Source organism: Psychrosphaera algicola, assembly GCF_028401425.1.
GTDB lineage: Bacteria > Pseudomonadota > Gammaproteobacteria > Enterobacterales > Alteromonadaceae > Psychrosphaera > Psychrosphaera algicola.
Window position 1 is genome coordinate 2955919 of sequence record NZ_JAQOMS010000002.1, and the last position, 17815, is coordinate 2973733.

Sequence of the window (17815 nt, forward strand, 5' to 3'; positions counted from 1 at the left end):
GCCAAAACATACCCCCGCTAATATCTTGCGAAGCAATATGAGACAAAAAACGACAAATGCCGCACTAAACCGACATATATCTAGGTAAATTGACAGCGATTTATTCATTAAAGAACTCCAGTTTAGGAACTGTCAAACTTTCTCCTAGAGCCCATGAAGAACTAATTTCAATGTGGCTATTATCAAAATAAATCGGTCTACCGTCCTTATAAGGACTGCAACTGTTGCCCGCACAAATTTCAGAATTAAAATCAAGATATTTAATATTAGGGTATTTATTTGCGAATATTGATAGTCGTAAGTTAATACCTTCAATTTCTGTTTTATAACTTTGCTCTACGGCAAAACAATTAACGCCAATATATGACAGGCTTTTCGCAAAGCAATTTCGGTCAAATTTGTTGAATACAGGGGCCTTACCAATTATAAAAATTTTGTGCCGATTTTCAGCAAGCATTAAAATTGTTTTTTCAAAATTAGTCAGGAAGTTACTGTGTTTTCTACTGTAATGATCATAAGAGGCAGATACAAAAATTGTTTTGTAATTACTGATTTTAGTTTTAATTAACGAAAGTGAACTACCGCAGTCATCCAGCCTTTTACCTTCAACGAAATTGCTAATACCATAAAATATTGGAGGGCAGCCTGCGTGAGCAATATTACGAAACGACCAATTTTGTTTCCGCGCAATACTTCCAATTAATCCAATATAATGTGTGGCATTACTATCACCCCAAAGTAAAACTGTAGTCTGTTTGTTACTCCCCAATACGCAATCGGGATTATTGAAATGTTTTTCTTCTATTCTCCAAAATTGGCAGATATAGTCGTATTTATTTGCGGATATTGGGTAATTTTCAACGTTAGATAGTCTTTCAATATACGCAGTGCTGCCTATTCGGACACCTAATCCATCTGTCTTTATCACGAATATCGAAAGCAATGTAACAATTAAACACGGTGCAAGGATAAAGTTGACGAACAGTTTAAAGCGACTGACTTCTAAATGCCTGAATTTTTCTTCTACAAATTTCCAATTTAGCCATGCTAATAGAAGTATTGTAAAAAGAATGACAACAGATTCTCCCAAAGAGGGTTCACCATAGCCATATCTATAAAATGCCAAAATTGGCCAATGAACAAGGTAGGCAGAATAAGAGATTTTTCCTAACCACAAAACGACTTTTGAATTTAATAGAGAACGGTTGAACAAAGAATTATCAAAGCCAGACCAAATGAACAATGCTGCGCCAATAGTTGGGACCAAATAAAGCCAGTATCAGGAATATATCGCTAGGCTTAATTAGCAAGCAAGAACCAAGAATGACAACAATCGATAGTACAAATACGAAATAGCTGTTTTTAGGTTTTTGAATAAACTCAAAATGTAATAATGCTGCTAGTAGTACCCCCACTAGCAGCTCTCCAGCGCGACTCGGTAGCATATAATAGATAAATGAATGATGCTCTAGAAGCAGCAGTTGCGAAGCGGTTGCAGATCCTAATATGAGCAATATAAGTATTAAAACAATGGAGTATTTATTTAACTTAGGCAGTAAAAGTAGGCAGGCAAGGGGAAAAAAGATAAAACTGTTCCTCAACACTTAAACTCCAGTAGTGTAACAAAGGCGTTGTATAGCTAGCTGAAGCAAAATAACCAGTATCTAGAAATTTCCAAAAGTAGAAATTAGACATCGAAAATGCCGACCAAACACCGGATTGCGCGGTTTTAATAGCATCCTCTGGCAAAAATAATATTTGTGCTAGCAAGATTGTTATCAATATTACGGAAAAGGCTGCCGGCAAAATTCGTTTAATTCTACGAACGTAAAACTCTCTCAAGGAAAACGTTTGTCGTTCTATAGACTCAAATAATTGTTTTGATATTAAATATCCAGAGATTACAAAGAAAATATCAACACCCACAAATCCACCCGGTAGGTAGTCGTGGTCTATATGAAAGATAATTACTACCAATACAGCAATTGCTCTCAAAGCATCGATATGTTGGTAGTAATTACCTTTAGATTTCGTCATGTTAGTCTGTATTTCTTCTTAACCATTCTTCTAATACCACAAGTTGCCATAGCGTTTTATGGTGGTCGTATTTATTGGCATTGTGCTCTGTTATAAGCTGCTCAATTCGGTCTTTCTTAAAAAAGAATGCAGCTTTGAATCGTCAGATAACAAAAGGTCCTGAGCATATTCGCGCATTTCATTTTGGAACATTAGTTTGAGCGGTGTAGGGAAGCCCATCTTTTTACGATAAATGATGTCATTAGGTAATATCCCTTCCATCATTTTTTTAAGTGGGTACTTACCTTCACCTTTTTTGATTTTGTGATGCGATGGAATTGTTGCAGCAAATTCAACTAGACGGTAATCCAAAAAAGGGACTCTGAGTTCTATCGACGTTGCCATACTCATTCGGTCTGCTTTAATAAGCAAGTCATCAACGAGCCATGTTTTTGTATCAAAATAGAGCATCTTATTAAGCTGGTCTTGACCTTTCATGTTCTCAAATAATTGTTTTGAGAAAGCGCCATGATTAGTCTTTTGCTTTTCTGCGTCTAGTTTTGCCTTAAAGTCTGGTTTGTATAACGCTTCTTTTGACGCATCTGGGTAGGTCGACATACCTTTGTATCGTTGCTCAATTGGCTGTGTTGCCATATTTAGGTATTTAGATACTTTGTGGCTTTCGCCTAGTATTTTATTGGAAATCCCAGCAAAAAACTCACTTCCAGATTGACCAACAACGCCACGATATTTTTCGAGGACGTTCATATATTGGTATAGGTCGTAGCCAGCAAATATCTCATCTGAACCTTCACCAGATAGGGCGACAGTGACTTTTTCTTTAGCGAGTTTGGACACAAAAAACAGTGAAATGGCTGCCGCTTCAGTCACAGGCTCATCCATTAACTCAATGTATTGTGGAATGAAGTCTTTAAATTGTTGCGGAGTTATCTTTAATTCGTGATGGTCGGTACCAAACTTTTCTGCAATCATTCGTGCGTATTGCGTTTCGTCAAAGTTCTTACCAAAGTCGTAGGCGATGGAAAACGTTTTTAATGGTTCTTTAACTTTATCGGCCAATAGTCCGACAACGGCACTTGAATCAATGCCTCCGCTTAAAAATATGCCGAGTGGCACGTCACTTCGAAGTCGCAGGTCGATGGCACTTTCAAGCAAGGTTTTACTTTGATTTAAATAGTAGTCAAAACCTTTATCGGTTTGATTGTCGAATTTTAGATCCCACCACTTAGTCGTGGTCATGACTTGGTCTTTAACAATGGCAAAATGACCGGGCATTAAACGGTTTATGCCTTGATGTAAGGTTTTTCCCATGGGATATACCCAAAGCTCATGTAGTCGTCTATAAGTTCGATGTTCAGCGCTGGTAGCTCTGATAAACCTTTTAAAATGGCTTTGGTTTCTGATGCGAAGATAAATTCATTGGCATTTTGGTAATAATAGACAGGTTTGATGCCTAAACGGTCGCGGGCCAAAAACAGCTCACGGGTTTCATTATCCCAAATTGCAATGGCAAACATGCCATTAAACAAAGACAAACACTCAGTGCCATATTCAATATAGGCTTGAAGGATTACCTCAGTATCGGTGCCAGTTTCAAAGGTGTAACCTTTGGTTTCAAGCTCCGCACGAATTTCGATGTAATTGTAGACTTCTCCATTGTACGAAATGACATACCGCCCACTTTGTTCAACTCTTGGTTGATGGCCCGCAGGTGAGGGGTCTAAAATACTCAGTCGTAAATGGGCTAGGCCGCAGTATTTGTCGTCAGATAGCCAAACGCCGTTATCGTCTGGTCCACGATAAGGCATAGTATCGCGCATTGCGGAAAGTTTGTTGGCATCCGCTGCATTTTGGTAATTCAGTGTTCCGAGTATTCCGCACATGTTATTTCTACTTTAATGAAAATTTAGATTTAAAAGAATTAGATATTTTTTACCAAATAAATAAGGTTTCATAACCGCTTTTATTTGGCTAACGAGCCCAGTTCTCCAACGGTCACTGAAGTTATCTCCAGTGGCAAGTAAATATGTCACCAAGTTTTCTGAACTTCTGGTGTAACTTTGGTTATTATTTTCGAAGAACTTGTATATATTCATATGTCGGTATTTAGTCCATGGAAGGTCATGTATATATTGTAAATCAGCAGACGGAGGGAAACTAAAAGTACTAGGTTTTACAACGACTACCGATCCACATAATTGATCCATTTCATTGGTTTCAATTATTCTTTGCGCCGATTGATAATAAATATAACCACCTTCAACAATGATTGCATCTGTTGGAGGCACGATATTTATTTGTTCAATAAAATCATTTCTGATTAGGTCATCAGAGTCTAGCTGATATATCCATGATAAAGGCTCGTCTTTAATCGCAATTAAACCAGTCATTATTTTTAGAACTTTATCGTTTATCAGTTCTTGGGTTTTGAAGTTTGGTGCATTACGGTCGGGGGCATCATAGTCAACTTTAGTGAAACGAAACCGTTCATTCAGCATGTTTTTGAAAAACTCAGGGCAATCATGACCGGCAACTGACACGACAAAGTTTTGGTCGGTTTGATTTTGTATTGAGCGAATAGTGCCTTCTAAAGCCGCGCTGGTAACCGCCCAATCTCTAGAAATCTTTTTTGATTTTAAAGGTATTACGATGCCGAATTTCATGTACTATTTTTCCTATTGGGAATTGGAAGTTTACTTATAATAGGTTTTACCAATTTCGCTAAATCATTATATTCTGTAGTCTTTTTGAATAGGACAACAATCAAAGAGAAGCTGACTAAAAATATTAGTCCAAAAATTGAGGCACTAATGATAAAACTGAATATACTGCCATTGGTTTCGCCATATGCATTACTAGCCATGGCGGCTAAGACCGATGCTGCCATGCTGGGTATGGATAACAAGTAAACTCTAGTTATGGATAAATTACAAAGTTGTTTAAGTGCAACAGCTAAAATAGTGAGGGATACAATCAGGGCAGTTGTTCTTATAGTAACAACAGTTGATAGAGTGATTGTTGTAATCACTAGAAACGGTACAACATGCATGAGTAATGCAATCACATCAGTCCAAAATGTAATTTTAACTTTTTGCTTCGCAACTAATGCATGCACCAAAACAGGCGCAAGGCATGATAAATACATCAGAGGGATAAATGACAAAAATATGGGCTCTATATGGAGCCACTTTTCACCTAATAGTATGCTAATAATATTAGAAGAATAAGTGTACATAAAAACCCCAACTGGTATGGCTAAAAGGTTTATAAAAAGCAGCGAGAAGGAAACCCTATAAGCAAAGTGGTCAGGTTCGTTAGCTGATTTAGCTAATGCAGGTAGTAATGGTGCAACGGCTTTATTCAATAGGTCGAACGCTGGTAGTAATGCGATATCCCGAGCCATATAAAAGCTACCGACGGTACTGGTAGGGAACATTTTTGTCACAAACATTTGGTCCAAATTAGCCTTGGAAAACCCTATTATTCCTTTGGAAAACATCCATTTTGAAAAATTCCACTGAGGCTTAATATTAACTAATGTTAAAGTCGGTCGGTGTCCATGTAACAGATATGAACCTACAGTTACAAAAGTGGCTAATACAATATCACCTATAACAATCGCCCAATATGACTCTGTATAAATACCTAACAAAATAACGGTTGTTACCGAAACGACTTTTGCGGTTAATTCTAACTTAAATAATACTGCGTAATTCAGTTCTTTTTGATGCATTAAAAATCCTAGGTTTTTTAATGCTTTTATAATTAAAACGGAAGATAAAACAATTAGAGCGAATTGTGCTTCTGGCATATTAAAGTAGAGGGAAATATTTTCTGAGAAAAATAGTAGTAGTAGCCAAAATGTACCCTTCATTAGTAGGTCGAGAGATAGCGCCGTATTTAGGTCGTTTTCATCAACTTCCGATTTACTGAGCAAATACTGCTGCGTCCCAGTAATGGCGATTGCATTAAAAAAATTGACGGTTAGTGCCAAAAACGCAACGATGCCAAAATCGTCAGGCGTTAGGATTCGAGCTAATATGAGTGTGCTTAGGAGGCCCGCGACTTTTTGAAAAAGGCTCCCTGCAACCATAAATCCTGAACTTTTCATTACTTGACGTAAAATTGACATGGTCTTTTAACGATTTCCAGTTGGGGTTTCGGTAATTTTTAGGTTACTAAGGACCTTTAATGCACCTGCTATTGAAAGGTGATTATCATCAAAGTAAAAAATGCTGTTTTCATTGGTTGCAAAACATTTAACTTGATCACATAACGCTTGTATTGTTGATACTACCTCTAAAGATTGCTTTGTTACTATCCTTTTTAAGTTAGTCAACACATCAGCATTCCGACTCCGATAATTTAATAGGTTTTCACTAACTATATTTGCCCCGGACTTTGAAAATATTGAATGAGGGACAAGTAACTTATCTATATGTTCAGAAAGCTCTGGAACTGGCATCAGAATGATTACTTTTTTCCCTGAGTTCGATAAGGTTTCCAATAATGTTGAAAGGTATTGCCAGTACTCACTTACATCATGGTTTGGTTCTGCGACAAACCTTTTGATGTGATATTGATGCCTAAATGTGACTAATACGTTTTTAATATTATCGTTTGATATTAAATATTGTAGTGCTTCATTCAACCATGCGTGACATCCTGATGTCGTATTTTCAGAAGAGAGCACTGGTCCGCAATCTGAAAATGTTAATTGCTTAACTCCAGTGTGCGCTGCTTTTAAACTCAACGCTGATGAAATCTCAACCCCATGGCTATCGCCAAACACAGCCCAACTTTCCGTATTTTCTCCTAAAATACAAGCATCAACTGGCGATAGATAATTAACTCCGCTCGTATGGCATTTATAGCGCACTGAACTTACAGCCTGTGTAGAGTAGTCTAAAGTGGAATTAACTCTACTAGGATAGCCTTTAGTTAAATGACCGACGAGACCGATTAAAATTAATACACCAAGAATAATCCCAGTTAAAAAAACAAACGAGTGGTGTTAAATGAAAAGTGTCGGAAGGGGGTTTCTACAAATTTAAAAGTAAAATAGCTTAGAATACCGGTAACCATTGTCGCTAAAATTAAGGTTTCAGTATGTGGCAAATTATAAAATTTGATGGATAAAAATGCCATTACAGGTTGATGCCATAAATATAAGGAATATGAAATCAAGCCTATAAATCGAATGGGTTTTATATCTAATATTCTCGAAACACTCGTTCCGTTTGAACAGCCGATCACTATGCAAACTGCAAGTATTGGAATAATTGTTGGCCAACCTGGGTGTTGTGTTTCTTTTGTAAATACACAAACTGAAACTCCAATAGTAGCTAGCCCTATTACTGAAAGCCTATTTCTAGTTTTTAAGTTGATACCCGCCAAAATAGGGTAGTAAATAGCGACAAGTGAGCCAGCCATTAACTCCCAAATGCGTGATGGGGTAAAATAAAAATTGAGTGATGGATTGTTAAAAGAAAAGTAAATTGCACTAAATAAGGAGGCAATGGTCAGAAATGAAATTACAACCAGTCTTTGATATTTGGTCCTAATGAATAGCAATAATAATGGGAAAAATATATAAAATTGTTCCTCTACTGCAAGGCTCCAGGTGTGTAAAAATATCGTTTCTTCTGCGGTTGAGGAGAAATAGTTTTGCGTAAATAAATAATAAAAGTTAGATGAGAATGTGGCGACTGCGACTAATTCTTGTGATAAATCCTTTACTTTACTGGGTGCTAAAGTAAAAAAGCAATTAAATAGGATGTAAGTATGACAACAATTAGCGCGGGTAATATGCGCTTAATTCTTCTGATATAGAAGTCGTTGATAGTAAAACGTTCTTTTTCTAAATCGTTTATGATAATCGATGTAATTAAATAGCCGCTAATAACAAAAAAATATCTACGCCTAAGAAGCCACCTGTAATTGACTCTATTCCAAAGTGAAACAAAATAACTGTTGAGATTGCTATTGCTCTCAACCCATCAATTTCAGGCCTATACTTCATTCGTGTCGGCTTCTTTTAAGTTTTTCTGTAGGATAATACAACAACTCGCGATGATTGCCGTTAACCAAATCGAAATCTCTAACACTTTACTATTTGAGAACTGGCTAGATACCATTACTCCAAGCAAACCTGAGGTGCAACTCAGTAGGATTATGGATACATTTGGATTTTGCGCAAAACACGATTTAACCATAGAAACTTTTTGATTGCAAAGAAGATAAGCAAGAAGTAAAGCGATGCCCCTATTAAACCATGGTCGACTAAAAATGCCATTGTAATATTGTGCGATGCCCGTCGTCCCCCTGCTTTTGTTTTAGTCATGAATTCTTCAGCAATATACATGGGGCTCAAAATTAACGTTCCTCTGTGACCATATCCAGTTAATAAGTGGTCCTTGAACATCTCAAGTTGGCCCTCGATAATTACAAACCTTGAATAAGCACTTTTATCAACGGATTCAGTATCGTCAGCTTTTACCACTTGATTAACCCGTTCCATAATGAGAGGGCCGACTAACATAGAACCTAAGACAAGTGCAGCGAGGGCCCACTTTCTTATTTGTCCTCTTTTTTCTTTTGGGCTATACCAAATTAGAAATAATCCAGAAAATAGTAGCCCTAATAAGCCTCCACGGCTTCCAGCCATAAAAAATAGATTAGCAGTTAGTGCAAGGGGGATAAATATGAAGTACTTACGTTTTACATTCGTCAATATGATTGTCGAGGACATTAGTATTATTGGAATAAGGTGGATGCATAAAGGTTACTGTCTTCTATGCCCGGTAGTCCGGCGGCCTCAAATCTGCCTCTTTGATGCGTTTGTAATGCATTTAGCCCTATATATGCACTACCTAAGACATTAGCAACAATTACTGCTAACAGCCTTTGCTCTGAGTTGACCAAAGTTACTATTAAAAAATAAAGCACTATAAGCTTAAAGAGTAGAATGACATACACTTGCTGTAAAGCAGGTATGTCGACCCACATCAATTGCAAGCAAATATAAACAAATAGTACTAGTAGGAGTTTGGTTTCTTTTGGTTTTAACCAAGCCTTTAAATCTTTTTCGTGAATTAGTGTACTAATAAGTGTTAGTAACGCGACGATTAACGTCCAGCGTATTTCAGGTAAAAACTGGCCCCAGTACTTACCTTGGTGGGTGCATATAAAATACAAAAAAGTACAGCAATAGCCCAACAAATGGCCTTTTAATCGTTAGGATACAACCAAGGCCAAATATCGCTAAGAAAAATAGTGCAGTAATTGGCATTTGCTATTTTCTCTGGGAACTTTTAATTAAATTTGCTATTTCAATCACACGTTTTGAATTTTCATGCCAGACAAAGCGTTTTTCAATAACGCTGTTTTTGACGGCTTCGCGTTTTTCAATGTAGTTTTGGTAATTAACAATGGCGTCATTTAAGCTAGATTTGAATGAGGCTTGATTGCCTTTTTCAAAAAACACGGCGGTATCGTCACTTAGTATTTCTTCGATGTTTGGTGTTTTTGGGGCGATTATTAAGCTACCGACTGCCATGTATTCAAACATTTTTAAAGGCGAGGCATAGGCGGTTACGTCCGGCTGTAAAGATATGTCGAACTGTTTTACGAAGTCCAAAACTTTATCGCGTGTGATCAGGCCTTTAAACTCAACTTTGTCGGCAATACCGAGGTCAGCGGCTTGTTGCTTTAGTTCTGGCAGGATTGTGCCGTCACCTATGCATACTAGCTTTAATGGCAAATCTTTATGTTCTGCAATGGCTTCAATGGCCTTGTCCATGCCGTGCCACGGGTGAATAAAGCCGGTAAAACCAATAATGATTTGTTGCTTGTCTAAATCAATCGGTGTTGCCAACATTTCGTCAATAAACGGTTGGCGAACACCATTATGGATAACGGTTATCTTGTCTTCATCTACCCCGGCATCTCGCAAGTGTTCAGCAAGTACGTCAGTGACCGGAAGGCAATGGTCGGCACCTTTCCAGGTATAATTTTCTATCCATTTGGCGAAGCGTTTTAACGATAAGCCGCTATAACGACTGCGTTCTTCCACAAGCGGCGCGTTTACTTCTAGGATTAAGGGGACGTTAAATAACTTAGCGGCTAAGATGCCCGCTGGTTGATATAGGTTGTAACGCTCATAGATAAATTCGGGTTTAAACGCTTTAATGGCTTTTACCAACTTGATAAAAATCCAAAGGCTGTAGGTCAGTTCTAACAATTCATAAATAAACGCTGGTAATGCGTTTTTTAATTTACTGACAAATCCGCCGTCGTGACCAAAGTCTGATTGCTCGTTAACTTGAGGTGCAACAAACTTTAATTCGTGGCCTTGATCTAAAAAGGCATTTGTCAGTTCTTCAACGTGAACATATTGTCCATCTTTTGAAGCGATTCTATGATGATATAAAATTTTCATATTAGTTTTTCGCGTTAGCCTTTTTTAAAAATCGCGCAAAGACTGCAATAGACCATAACGACATGCCAAGGTTATTTTTCCCTTTCAGGTGCAGTGTTATTAAGTTTTCAATATGGTCAGTGTTAAACATGCCAGCTTTACTCAATGTGTCAATGTCTACAATGTCCCTAACTTTTTCCGGTGGCATCATTCTAAACCACTCGTCCATTGGGGAAGTAAAACTCTTTTTACTCTTATGCAAAATTTTGTGGGGTAACAAGTTTTTGGCTATTTTACGGAGCAATAGTTTAGATTTGCTGCCTTTAATATTTTCGTTACTTGCGTGGCCAATCCAGTTTTGGACGAGTCGGTGATCTAAAAACGGAACTCGTACTTCTATTGAGTTTGCCATGCTGGTTCTATCTACCTTAGTGAGGATGTTGGAAGGTAAATACGTTTTAAAATCGATGTACTGGGCTTTTTTATTGGGTCGTTTATTTTGACTTTTGCCGCAAGGTTTTGAAAAATCTGCTTGCTAGAGTAACCATTGTTTTTGGTATTAAACTCACTATTAAAGATGAGTTGGGTTTGGCAATCTGAGTTGAGGCTCATTGCTTCATGGAAATTATCTATGATGTCGCCGGTTAAACTTTTAAATGTAGATTGCGCTCGTAAAAATTGTGGCGCCCATGCCAGCGTTGGATAAAACTTTGCGAGTGATCCAAAAATAACATTGTGAATTGGTTTTGGGAAAATGCGTCTTAATTGGGTTTCCAATTTTAACATTCGATAGTTTCGGTAACCTAAAAATAGCTCGTCGGCACCATCCCCTGACAATACAACTTTTACTCGTTTTGCAGCCTGCTTGGAGATCAAATAGGTTGGGATGGTCGAGTTATCGGCAAAAGGTTCGTCAAACATATCAATAATGTCATCTAAATATTCGAAGGCATTCGCAGAGACTATGATGTCAGTGTGGTCGGTATTAAAAAGGTTTGCAGTGGTTTGTGCATCTGCCGACTCGTCATATTCTTTTGTGTCAAACCCCATAGAGTAAGTACAGACTTTAGACGTTTTAGACATAGTTGAAACAATCACTGAAGAGTCCAGTCCGCCGGATAAAAACGCGCCTACTGGCACATCGGCAACTGTTCGCATGTTGATGCTGTCGGTTAGGGTTTTGAGTCCGTTGTCGATATCTGAATCTGGAGTTTCTGACAGATGCTTGTTGATAGAATCTAAACAATCCCAATATTGCACGGGTTCGGCATTTGTTATGTCATCGAGATGGGCTGAAATATAATGCCCAGCTTCAAGCTTGTTGTAATTGTCGTAGATGCATTTAGGTTCTGGAACATACCCCAATGAAAAATAATCATGAATAGCGGAAGTATTGAGTATTTTGTTGTTGTCGTTGAGGATTAACGATTTTAATTCTGAGGCGAAATAAATGGAATTGTCATCTGGTTTAGTCCAGAACAAAGGTTTAATACCGAGTCGGTCCCGTGCAGCAAAAAACAAATTGGCGGCTTGATCCCAAACGACAAACGAGAACATGCCATTGAGGTGTTTTAAACAATCATGTTGCCACTGTAGCCAGCAATGTAGGAGTACTTCGGTATCACTGTCTGAATGAAAGGTGTGACCCAATTTGACTAAGGTTTGTTTTAATTCTTTGTAGTTGTAAATTTCGCCGTTAAAGACAATTTGTACATTGCCGCAGTCGGATGCTGCGGGTTGTTGACCATTTGCTAAATCAATTATAGATAGGCGCTTATGCCCGAGTGCAACCGTATTATCATCGTTAAAATAGTAGCCAGTTTCATCCGGACCACGATGATGCAACGTTTCGGTCATCTCAATAAACTGAGATTGTGGATATAGGTTTGTTTTACTATTTACAAACCCTGCAACAAGTCCGCACATATCTACTTATGCCTCGGCATTGTTTTATATAAAGAACGCAAACTCCAGAAATATTTATGTTTGTTAAAAAGGTAGAACAAGCCTTTTAAATGTGAAAAGTGGAATTTGGTCAGTTTAAAGCCACGGGACAATTCTTGAGCGTCGTGCACCATTTCTTGCATCGGCACGTAGGTAATTTGAAAACCTGCTTTCCATACTCTTACGCAGTAATCTACGTCTTCTGGAGAATAGAATATGTTTTCATCCAAAAGGCCCGTTGCGTCTGTGCATTCTTTAGTTAATAACCAACAGGCTGAAATTGCGTAGTCGACGGCAATAGGATGGGTTAGTTGACTTAGTTCTTCGTTCTTTTTTCAATGGTTTTTAAGAACAAAAAGCGTTTGGCTTTTTGCAACAGCGTTGGGAATTGGTCACAAGACAATTGAAAGTTACCACTGGCGTAGGTCAGCTTAGGTACTGCCATGCCGGTCTGAGGGTTGTCTTGTAAGTTTGTGATTAGTTCTTCTAACACATTGATATTAATATATGCGTCGGAGTCTAAAACGAGAATGTACTTACCTGTTGCCTGTTTGATAGCTGAATTGCGGGAAAAGGTAGTACCGGTATTTTCTTTAAAAATGATTGGCTTAATTAAGTCGGGATATTGCGCTTTATAATCGTCGATTATTGCCGGACTATTGTCTTTTGAACCGTTCTCTACGACGAAAATTTCAGCCAACTCATTTTTTTCATTAAGTGTTTCAATCAAGCTATCTAAACATTTTGGAAGTGTTTTTGCTGAATTGAACGACAAAATAACCACTGATATATACATGTTAAGACCTATTAAGTTGATTTAACTGGACTGAAAATAATGTTTTTAATTGTTCGACTGAAACTATCGACTCTTCTGCTGAGATGATGTGCGCCGTGCCACCATGGTCAGTGCTTTTAATTTTGGCGATAAGTTGCAACAATTTCACTTTGCCCACATTGGTTTCGAAGTTTTCACCAACTTGGTAAGTCACTAAGATATTAATTTTTAAGCCAGAGAGACTGACAATGTGGATATGCTTCACCTGTAAGGTGCTGTTATTCACTTCGATTTCAGCCGTTTTAACATACTTCTGGCTAAATATTTCATCACTAAATATACGATTATTAAAGGTAATTAGTTCTTTTTCACCGAGTTCGTCAAAATACGAAATGACAAAATAATGCGCTGGATTTATACCAACTTGCACTGGTTTGTAGTCATAGAGGTCGGGGCTGTCAAATACAGGTGCCCATGGGATCGACTTTTGTACTTTGGCAATATCGAGTTGTTGTGAGTCCGTTTTGTTATTAACGGTAACGCTTTCTTGCTGGTCTGGTTCAATTACGTGAAGCATAACTGGAAATACAAGTAGGCTTAATGCAATTGCTGTTGCGAGCAGAGGGGTTGGCGGCACATAATTTAACGCGTCTTCTTTCTCACTTGGTTGTTCAGAGCTTTTGTCTTGAAGCCTAGAGCCGATATAAAAAAGTGACAGTAAAACAAAACTGAAGAATATCCATCCATACACTAAATGGTCAAACCCAGTTGCGGCTTCCACGCTTACATAATAGCCGATAACAACGATGATAAAGACCCGCATCCCATTTGCTAGAATTGGGAAGATAAAGCTAAGTAGGATAAAGAACCATCGTTTTTTGACGTCGGTAATTGCTAACAACGCAAAAAAGATACCTAACGTAAATGACGAAATTAAAAACCGTATACCACTACAGGCCTCTGCCACTAAAAAGTTAGCGTTAGGAATAGAGATATATAGGCCGTCATTGTATACAGGGATACCAATGAGATTAACCAACCAGACTGAAATGACAGCGGTTATTTGCTGCAAATGAGGTATCAGAAAGTCACCAAAGGGGACAGCAAAAAGAGGAACAGTAATGGCCCTTTAAATTGGTTTAATATTGTAAACCCAAAACGGAATAAGACATAGCTAGGAACCAGAGCAACAATAGAGAAGTGACTGATTAAATTGATTTTTACGAGATTACCGCAAAGCCACATAAAGCCAAAAAAGAGAATAGCTACTAGGCCAATGAGATTGGGCTTGGTGGCGGGCAGTTGCAAATATTTACAGCGTTGCCAAATGAGGTAGATTGACATCGGGATGATTAAGATCCCATGACTGTAGGTTTCTGACGTTGTCCACAATTCGTATATCGCAAACGATGTATTGGCATACGCGACTACGATCATAATCGTTAGGAGGATCAGTTCAAAAACAACTCCTTGTTTGATAAATTTACTGGCAAACGTCCTGTTCATTGTTGTCATAGAAACTCACTGTACACCGACTTCATTGACGACCATTCATAATCGTCGAGTAAATGGATTAGTTTATTCTCCATTCGAGACAAATTAACGTAATGTCTGAATTTTGAAAGCAATGGTGCACCTTTAACGCGAGGTTGGTCAGGATCTATTTCCCACGGGTGGAAATAAAAACTGTAGGGTGCGTTTTCTTCTTTTAAAAATCGTTCAATTCGTCTTTTAGATAACCAATAAGGGTAAAGTCTAAAAAGCCGCCGCCGCCAATTCCTTGGTTTTTATCATTATTACGAAGTGTTGGGATAGGGATCTCTAAAATCCCTTCTGGGCGAATGTGGGCAAATCGTGGCCAATCTGGTGTGCCGTATAAGTCATGTTCTATCGGGTAAGTACTGGAACTGTACTTGAATCCAAGTTCAACCAACAGCTCAAACGCCCATTGGTTGTCTTTACCAATAGAAAAACTCGGGGCGCGATAGCCTATAACTTTTTCACCAGTTAATGATTCAAGTCTGTCTAAGCTTTGACTAATGTCGTCTTTAAGCTCTGGGCGAGTCATTGTTGTAGCACGGCGATGATTTGTGCCGTGACTCGCAATTTCATGACCCTGAGCATGGATTTCTTTTATCAACTCTGGAAATGCTTCCGCAACCCAACCTAAGATAAAAACGTCGCTTTAGTGTCTTTTTTGCAAATAAATCGAGCAGACGTCGAGTATTGTAGTCGACAGTCGGTTTGCAACTTGACCAATCACTTGGTGAAATTTGCTTCTCAAAAGCAGAAACGTGGAAGTAATCTTCCACGTCCACTGTCATTGCATGTTTTGTGTTGACGTTGATTGTCATTAACGTCCTTTACCAAACAAGATGATTTCAATAGTTCTGACCAGTATTAACAGGTCTAATAAAATACTTCTGCGCTTAATGTAGTACAAGTCAAACTTTAATTTTTCTAGTGAATCATTAACACTTGAACCGTATGGGTAGTTTAATTGCGCCCAGCCAGTTAACCCTAGTTTTACATTATGGCGGTGATTGTAATACGGGATTTCTTTGATAAGTTCTTTAACAAATTCAGGACGTTCAGGGCGTGGCCCCACAAAGTCCATTTCGCCTTTAAAGACGTTAAATAGCTGTGGTAACTCATCAATTCGATATTTTCTAAGCGCAGCGCCAATTTTAGTCACACGATTGTCTGACTTAGTGGCCCATTGAGCTCCATCTTTTTCCGCATCTTGGCGCATGCTTCTAAACTTGATGATCTCAAACAAGTTGCCGTCCATTCCAACGCGCGTTTGTTTATAAAATATTGTGCCGCCCTTTTTATGCCCATCTTCGATATAAATGAGTAACGAAGTAACGAGGATAATTGGCCAAGTAAACAAGAACACAAGAACCGCCAAAACTACATTTAACGTATAGTCCAATGCGACACGAATATAATGGCGTGACTGGAAACCGTTTGAGTAGATAACCTAGGAAGGGTAAATGAGATTAACCGCAACTTGGCCTGTTTCTTCTTCAATAAAATCTAAGATGTCTTTGACGACAACCCCTGTCATTTTACAGTCGAATAACGATTCTAATGGTAATGAACCACGGCGTTCGTCAGGTGCGATAACAATTTCATCGATACGATTTTCAGCGACATAAGCTTGAAGGTTGTCCAAAGAACCAATTTCCAAAATGTTTTCATTTCTTAATTGATCTTCTTTGTCGGTATTGAGTTTGATAAAGCCAACTAGCTTAAAGCCGCGTCTGTCGGCCTCTCGGCGCATTCTTTTCTCGATAATTGAAGCGCGTTCACCACTGCCGATGACAATGACACGTTTTTTCGTGATACCAAACATTTCGAATGTATTGGCCATAAATCGACTGATGAAAATAACGCTGACGGTTGCTAATAAGAATAAAGCAAATGCAATAGGGGCAATTTCGAGTTTTTGGAATGCATTAAACACTAAAATTTCGAATATACAGAAAGTCATGGCACCACTGACTAAACAGCGGCGATAAAGTCCGATATTACTGTCGCGTAATTTTACGTCGTATAGACCTACGGACAAATTGGTAATGTTTAGCAAAAGCGCGGTGGATAAGGGCATTAGCCACCATGCGTGATCGTAAACAGGCATGGTTAGACTGTTTTTAGATACAACAAAAAATGCGACCATACCTAACATTGTCGCCATTAATACGTCCAATACCATTAAGGTATTACTTCTGTGATTTATCGTTTTTTGGTGGAATACCTTTTTCAAAACGAATCCTAATTTTGTTGGAGTTTATAGTTATTATTGCACACATGATAATCAAATTGATTTTTGAAAGCTACGTCAATTTTGTAGTATTTTTACATCAATGGATTAATTTATGTACTTGATATCGAAATATAACAGTTCACATTTGCTTTAGTTTGATTACAATTCATTAATGACCTTTATTAAATAGAGTGGAACTGCTGTGAAATTGTTATTATTGGCTTCGTTGATAGTCCTTATTGCGGGATGTGCGTCTAAATCAAATTTACCCCCTGCAACAATTACCCCGTCTGCTATTAAAAGTGTAGAACAATATCAGTACCTTATTGGTCCTGAGGACTCAGTAAATATATTTGTTTGGCGTAACCCAGAGGTGTCGGGTTCGTTTGTTGTTCGTCCAGACGGAAAGATAACGACGTCGTTAGTCGAAGACATTCCGGTTAGTGGCAAAACAGCAACGCAGCTAGCAAGACAAATTGAAACCGTTTTAGGTCAATATATTAAGTCACCTATCGTAACGGTTAGTGTGGGCACATTTATTGGTCCTTTTAGCGAACAGGTTCGAGTCATCGGTGAAGCTGCCAATCCACAGGCGGTAAATTATCGACAAAATATGACGTTGTTAGATTTAATGATTCAGGTTGGCGGTTTAACTGAATACGCAGACGGCAATAGTGCTGTGTTAATCAGGGTTGAAAATGGACTGCAAAAAGAATATCAAGTTTCATTAAATGATTTAATTAAAGAAGGCGATATAAGCGCCAACGTCGACATCTTGCCGGGTGATATTATTATTGTTCCAGAAGATTGGTTCTAAATAATTTTTAGTAGCGTTTTGGCCGACGAATATTAGGGTTTAAAAGGATAAATA

At 38.2% G+C, this 17815-nt stretch carries 17 protein-coding genes and 3 pseudogenes; 1 reads left to right on the forward strand and 19 read right to left on the reverse strand.

The annotated features are described in order from the left end of the window. Window positions 1–100: 100 nt before the first annotated feature. The 19 genes and pseudogenes from PN838_RS16220 to PN838_RS27485 all read right to left on the reverse strand — a co-directional run bounded on the left by PN838_RS16220 (window position 101) and on the right by PN838_RS27485 (window position 16893). Window positions 101–1267 (reverse strand): acyltransferase family protein, encoded by a 1167-nt coding sequence (locus tag PN838_RS16220; protein WP_272181332.1) that lies wholly within the window; start codon window positions 1265–1267, stop codon window positions 101–103. Between the two features lie 281 nt (window positions 1268–1548). Continuing rightward, the gene (locus PN838_RS16225) at window positions 1549–2037 is read right to left on the reverse strand and encodes an acyltransferase family protein (RefSeq protein WP_272181333.1); all 489 of its coding nucleotides are present in this window, start codon (window positions 2035–2037) and stop codon (window positions 1549–1551) included. Window positions 2038–2127: 90 nt separating this feature from the next. Continuing rightward, window positions 2128–3348, reverse strand: a complete 1221-nt coding sequence (gene asnB / locus PN838_RS16230; protein ID WP_272181334.1) for an asparagine synthase (glutamine-hydrolyzing) — start codon at window positions 3346–3348, stop codon at window positions 2128–2130. After that, window positions 3321–3920 carry an asparagine synthetase B family protein gene (locus PN838_RS16235; protein ID WP_272181335.1) on the reverse strand — a complete coding sequence of 200 codons (600 nt, stop codon included), beginning with the start codon at window positions 3918–3920 and terminating at the stop codon, window positions 3321–3323. Before PN838_RS16235 ends, asnB (PN838_RS16230) begins: the two co-directional genes overlap by 28 nt. 12 nt (window positions 3921–3932) lie before the next feature. Continuing rightward, the gene (locus tag PN838_RS16240; protein WP_272181336.1) at window positions 3933–4700 is read right to left on the reverse strand and encodes a hypothetical protein; all 768 of its coding nucleotides are present in this window, start codon (window positions 4698–4700) and stop codon (window positions 3933–3935) included. Beyond that, window positions 4697–6169 carry an oligosaccharide flippase family protein gene (locus tag PN838_RS16245; RefSeq protein WP_272181337.1) on the reverse strand — a complete coding sequence of 491 codons (1473 nt, stop codon included), beginning with the start codon at window positions 6167–6169 and terminating at the stop codon, window positions 4697–4699. The genes PN838_RS16240 and PN838_RS16245 overlap by 4 nt, the downstream gene beginning before the upstream one ends. 6 nt (window positions 6170–6175) lie before the next feature. Continuing rightward, window positions 6176–6916, reverse strand: a complete 741-nt coding sequence (locus PN838_RS16250) for an SGNH hydrolase domain-containing protein (protein WP_272181338.1) — start codon at window positions 6914–6916, stop codon at window positions 6176–6178. A 113-nt stretch (window positions 6917–7029) separates the two neighbouring features. Then, the gene (locus PN838_RS16255; RefSeq protein WP_334313530.1) at window positions 7030–7845 is read right to left on the reverse strand and encodes an acyltransferase family protein; all 816 of its coding nucleotides are present in this window, start codon (window positions 7843–7845) and stop codon (window positions 7030–7032) included. A gap of 203 nt (window positions 7846–8048) precedes the next feature. After that, window positions 8049–8174, reverse strand: a complete 126-nt coding sequence (locus PN838_RS16260) for a hypothetical protein (protein WP_272181339.1) — start codon at window positions 8172–8174, stop codon at window positions 8049–8051. A gap of 35 nt (window positions 8175–8209) precedes the next feature. Next, window positions 8210–8770: an O-antigen ligase family protein gene (locus tag PN838_RS16265; RefSeq protein WP_272181340.1), complete on the reverse strand. Its 561-nt coding sequence runs from the start codon at window positions 8768–8770 to the stop codon at window positions 8210–8212. A gap of 23 nt (window positions 8771–8793) precedes the next feature. Further along, window positions 8794–9234 carry a hypothetical protein gene (locus tag PN838_RS16270; RefSeq protein ID WP_272181341.1) on the reverse strand — a complete coding sequence of 147 codons (441 nt, stop codon included), beginning with the start codon at window positions 9232–9234 and terminating at the stop codon, window positions 8794–8796. 97 nt (window positions 9235–9331) lie between these two features. Further along, window positions 9332–10477, reverse strand: coding sequence for a glycosyltransferase family 4 protein (locus PN838_RS16275; protein WP_272181342.1), 1146 nt, complete (start codon window positions 10475–10477; stop codon window positions 9332–9334). Between the two features lies 1 nt (window position 10478). Further along, window positions 10479–10925, reverse strand: a complete 447-nt coding sequence (locus PN838_RS16280; protein WP_272182624.1) for an asparagine synthase-related protein — start codon at window positions 10923–10925, stop codon at window positions 10479–10481. Beyond that, window positions 10880–12382, reverse strand: a complete 1503-nt coding sequence (gene asnB, locus PN838_RS16285; RefSeq protein WP_272181343.1) for an asparagine synthase (glutamine-hydrolyzing) — start codon at window positions 12380–12382, stop codon at window positions 10880–10882. Before asnB (PN838_RS16285) ends, PN838_RS16280 begins: the two co-directional genes overlap by 46 nt. 2 nt (window positions 12383–12384) lie before the next feature. After that, a complete protein-coding gene (locus PN838_RS16290) occupies window positions 12385–12630 on the reverse strand; it encodes a glycosyltransferase family 2 protein (RefSeq protein WP_272181344.1) in 246 nt (81 codons plus the stop codon). Window positions 12631–12716: 86 nt separating this feature from the next. Beyond that, window positions 12717–13196, reverse strand: coding sequence for a glycosyltransferase family 2 protein (locus PN838_RS16295; protein WP_272181345.1), 480 nt, complete (start codon window positions 13194–13196; stop codon window positions 12717–12719). 1 nt (window position 13197) lies between these two features. Continuing rightward, window positions 13198–14690: pseudogene (xrtA, locus tag PN838_RS16300) on the reverse strand (exosortase A). Beyond that, a pseudogene (locus tag PN838_RS16310) lies at window positions 14687–15529 on the reverse strand (XrtA system polysaccharide deacetylase). Before PN838_RS16310 ends, xrtA begins: the two co-directional pseudogenes overlap by 4 nt. After that, window positions 15529–16893: pseudogene (locus PN838_RS27485) on the reverse strand (TIGR03013 family XrtA/PEP-CTERM system glycosyltransferase). Before PN838_RS27485 ends, PN838_RS16310 begins: the two co-directional pseudogenes overlap by 1 nt. 253 nt (window positions 16894–17146) lie before the next feature. On the opposite strand from PN838_RS27485, the gene PN838_RS16325 reads away from it, so the two are divergent. Then, entirely contained in the window at window positions 17147–17761 is a 615-nt protein-coding gene (locus PN838_RS16325) for an XrtA/PEP-CTERM system exopolysaccharide export protein (RefSeq protein WP_272181350.1), read from the forward strand. Window positions 17762–17815 lie beyond the last annotated feature (54 nt).

Coding starts and splice junctions, on each gene's coding strand:
- PN838_RS16240 (WP_272181336.1), bottom strand. CDS start 4,700: ATGAAATTCGGCATCGTAATACCTTTAAAATCAAAAAAGATTTCTAGA.
- PN838_RS16295 (WP_272181345.1), bottom strand. CDS start 13,196: ATGTATATATCAGTGGTTATTTTGTCGTTCAATTCAGCAAAAACACTT.
- asnB (WP_272181334.1), bottom strand. CDS start 3,348: ATGGGAAAAACCTTACATCAAGGCATAAACCGTTTAATGCCCGGTCAT.
- PN838_RS16275 (WP_272181342.1), bottom strand. CDS start 10,477: ATGAAAATTTTATATCATCATAGAATCGCTTCAAAAGATGGACAATAT.
- PN838_RS16235 (WP_272181335.1), bottom strand. CDS start 3,920: ATGTGCGGAATACTCGGAACACTGAATTACCAAAATGCAGCGGATGCC.
- PN838_RS16245 (WP_272181337.1), bottom strand. CDS start 6,169: ATGTCAATTTTACGTCAAGTAATGAAAAGTTCAGGATTTATGGTTGCA.
- PN838_RS16260 (WP_272181339.1), bottom strand. CDS start 8,174: ATGGTATCTAGCCAGTTCTCAAATAGTAAAGTGTTAGAGATTTCGATT.
- asnB (WP_272181343.1), bottom strand. CDS start 12,382: ATGTGCGGACTTGTTGCAGGGTTTGTAAATAGTAAAACAAACCTATAT.
- PN838_RS16225 (WP_272181333.1), bottom strand. CDS start 2,037: ATGACGAAATCTAAAGGTAATTACTACCAACATATCGATGCTTTGAGA.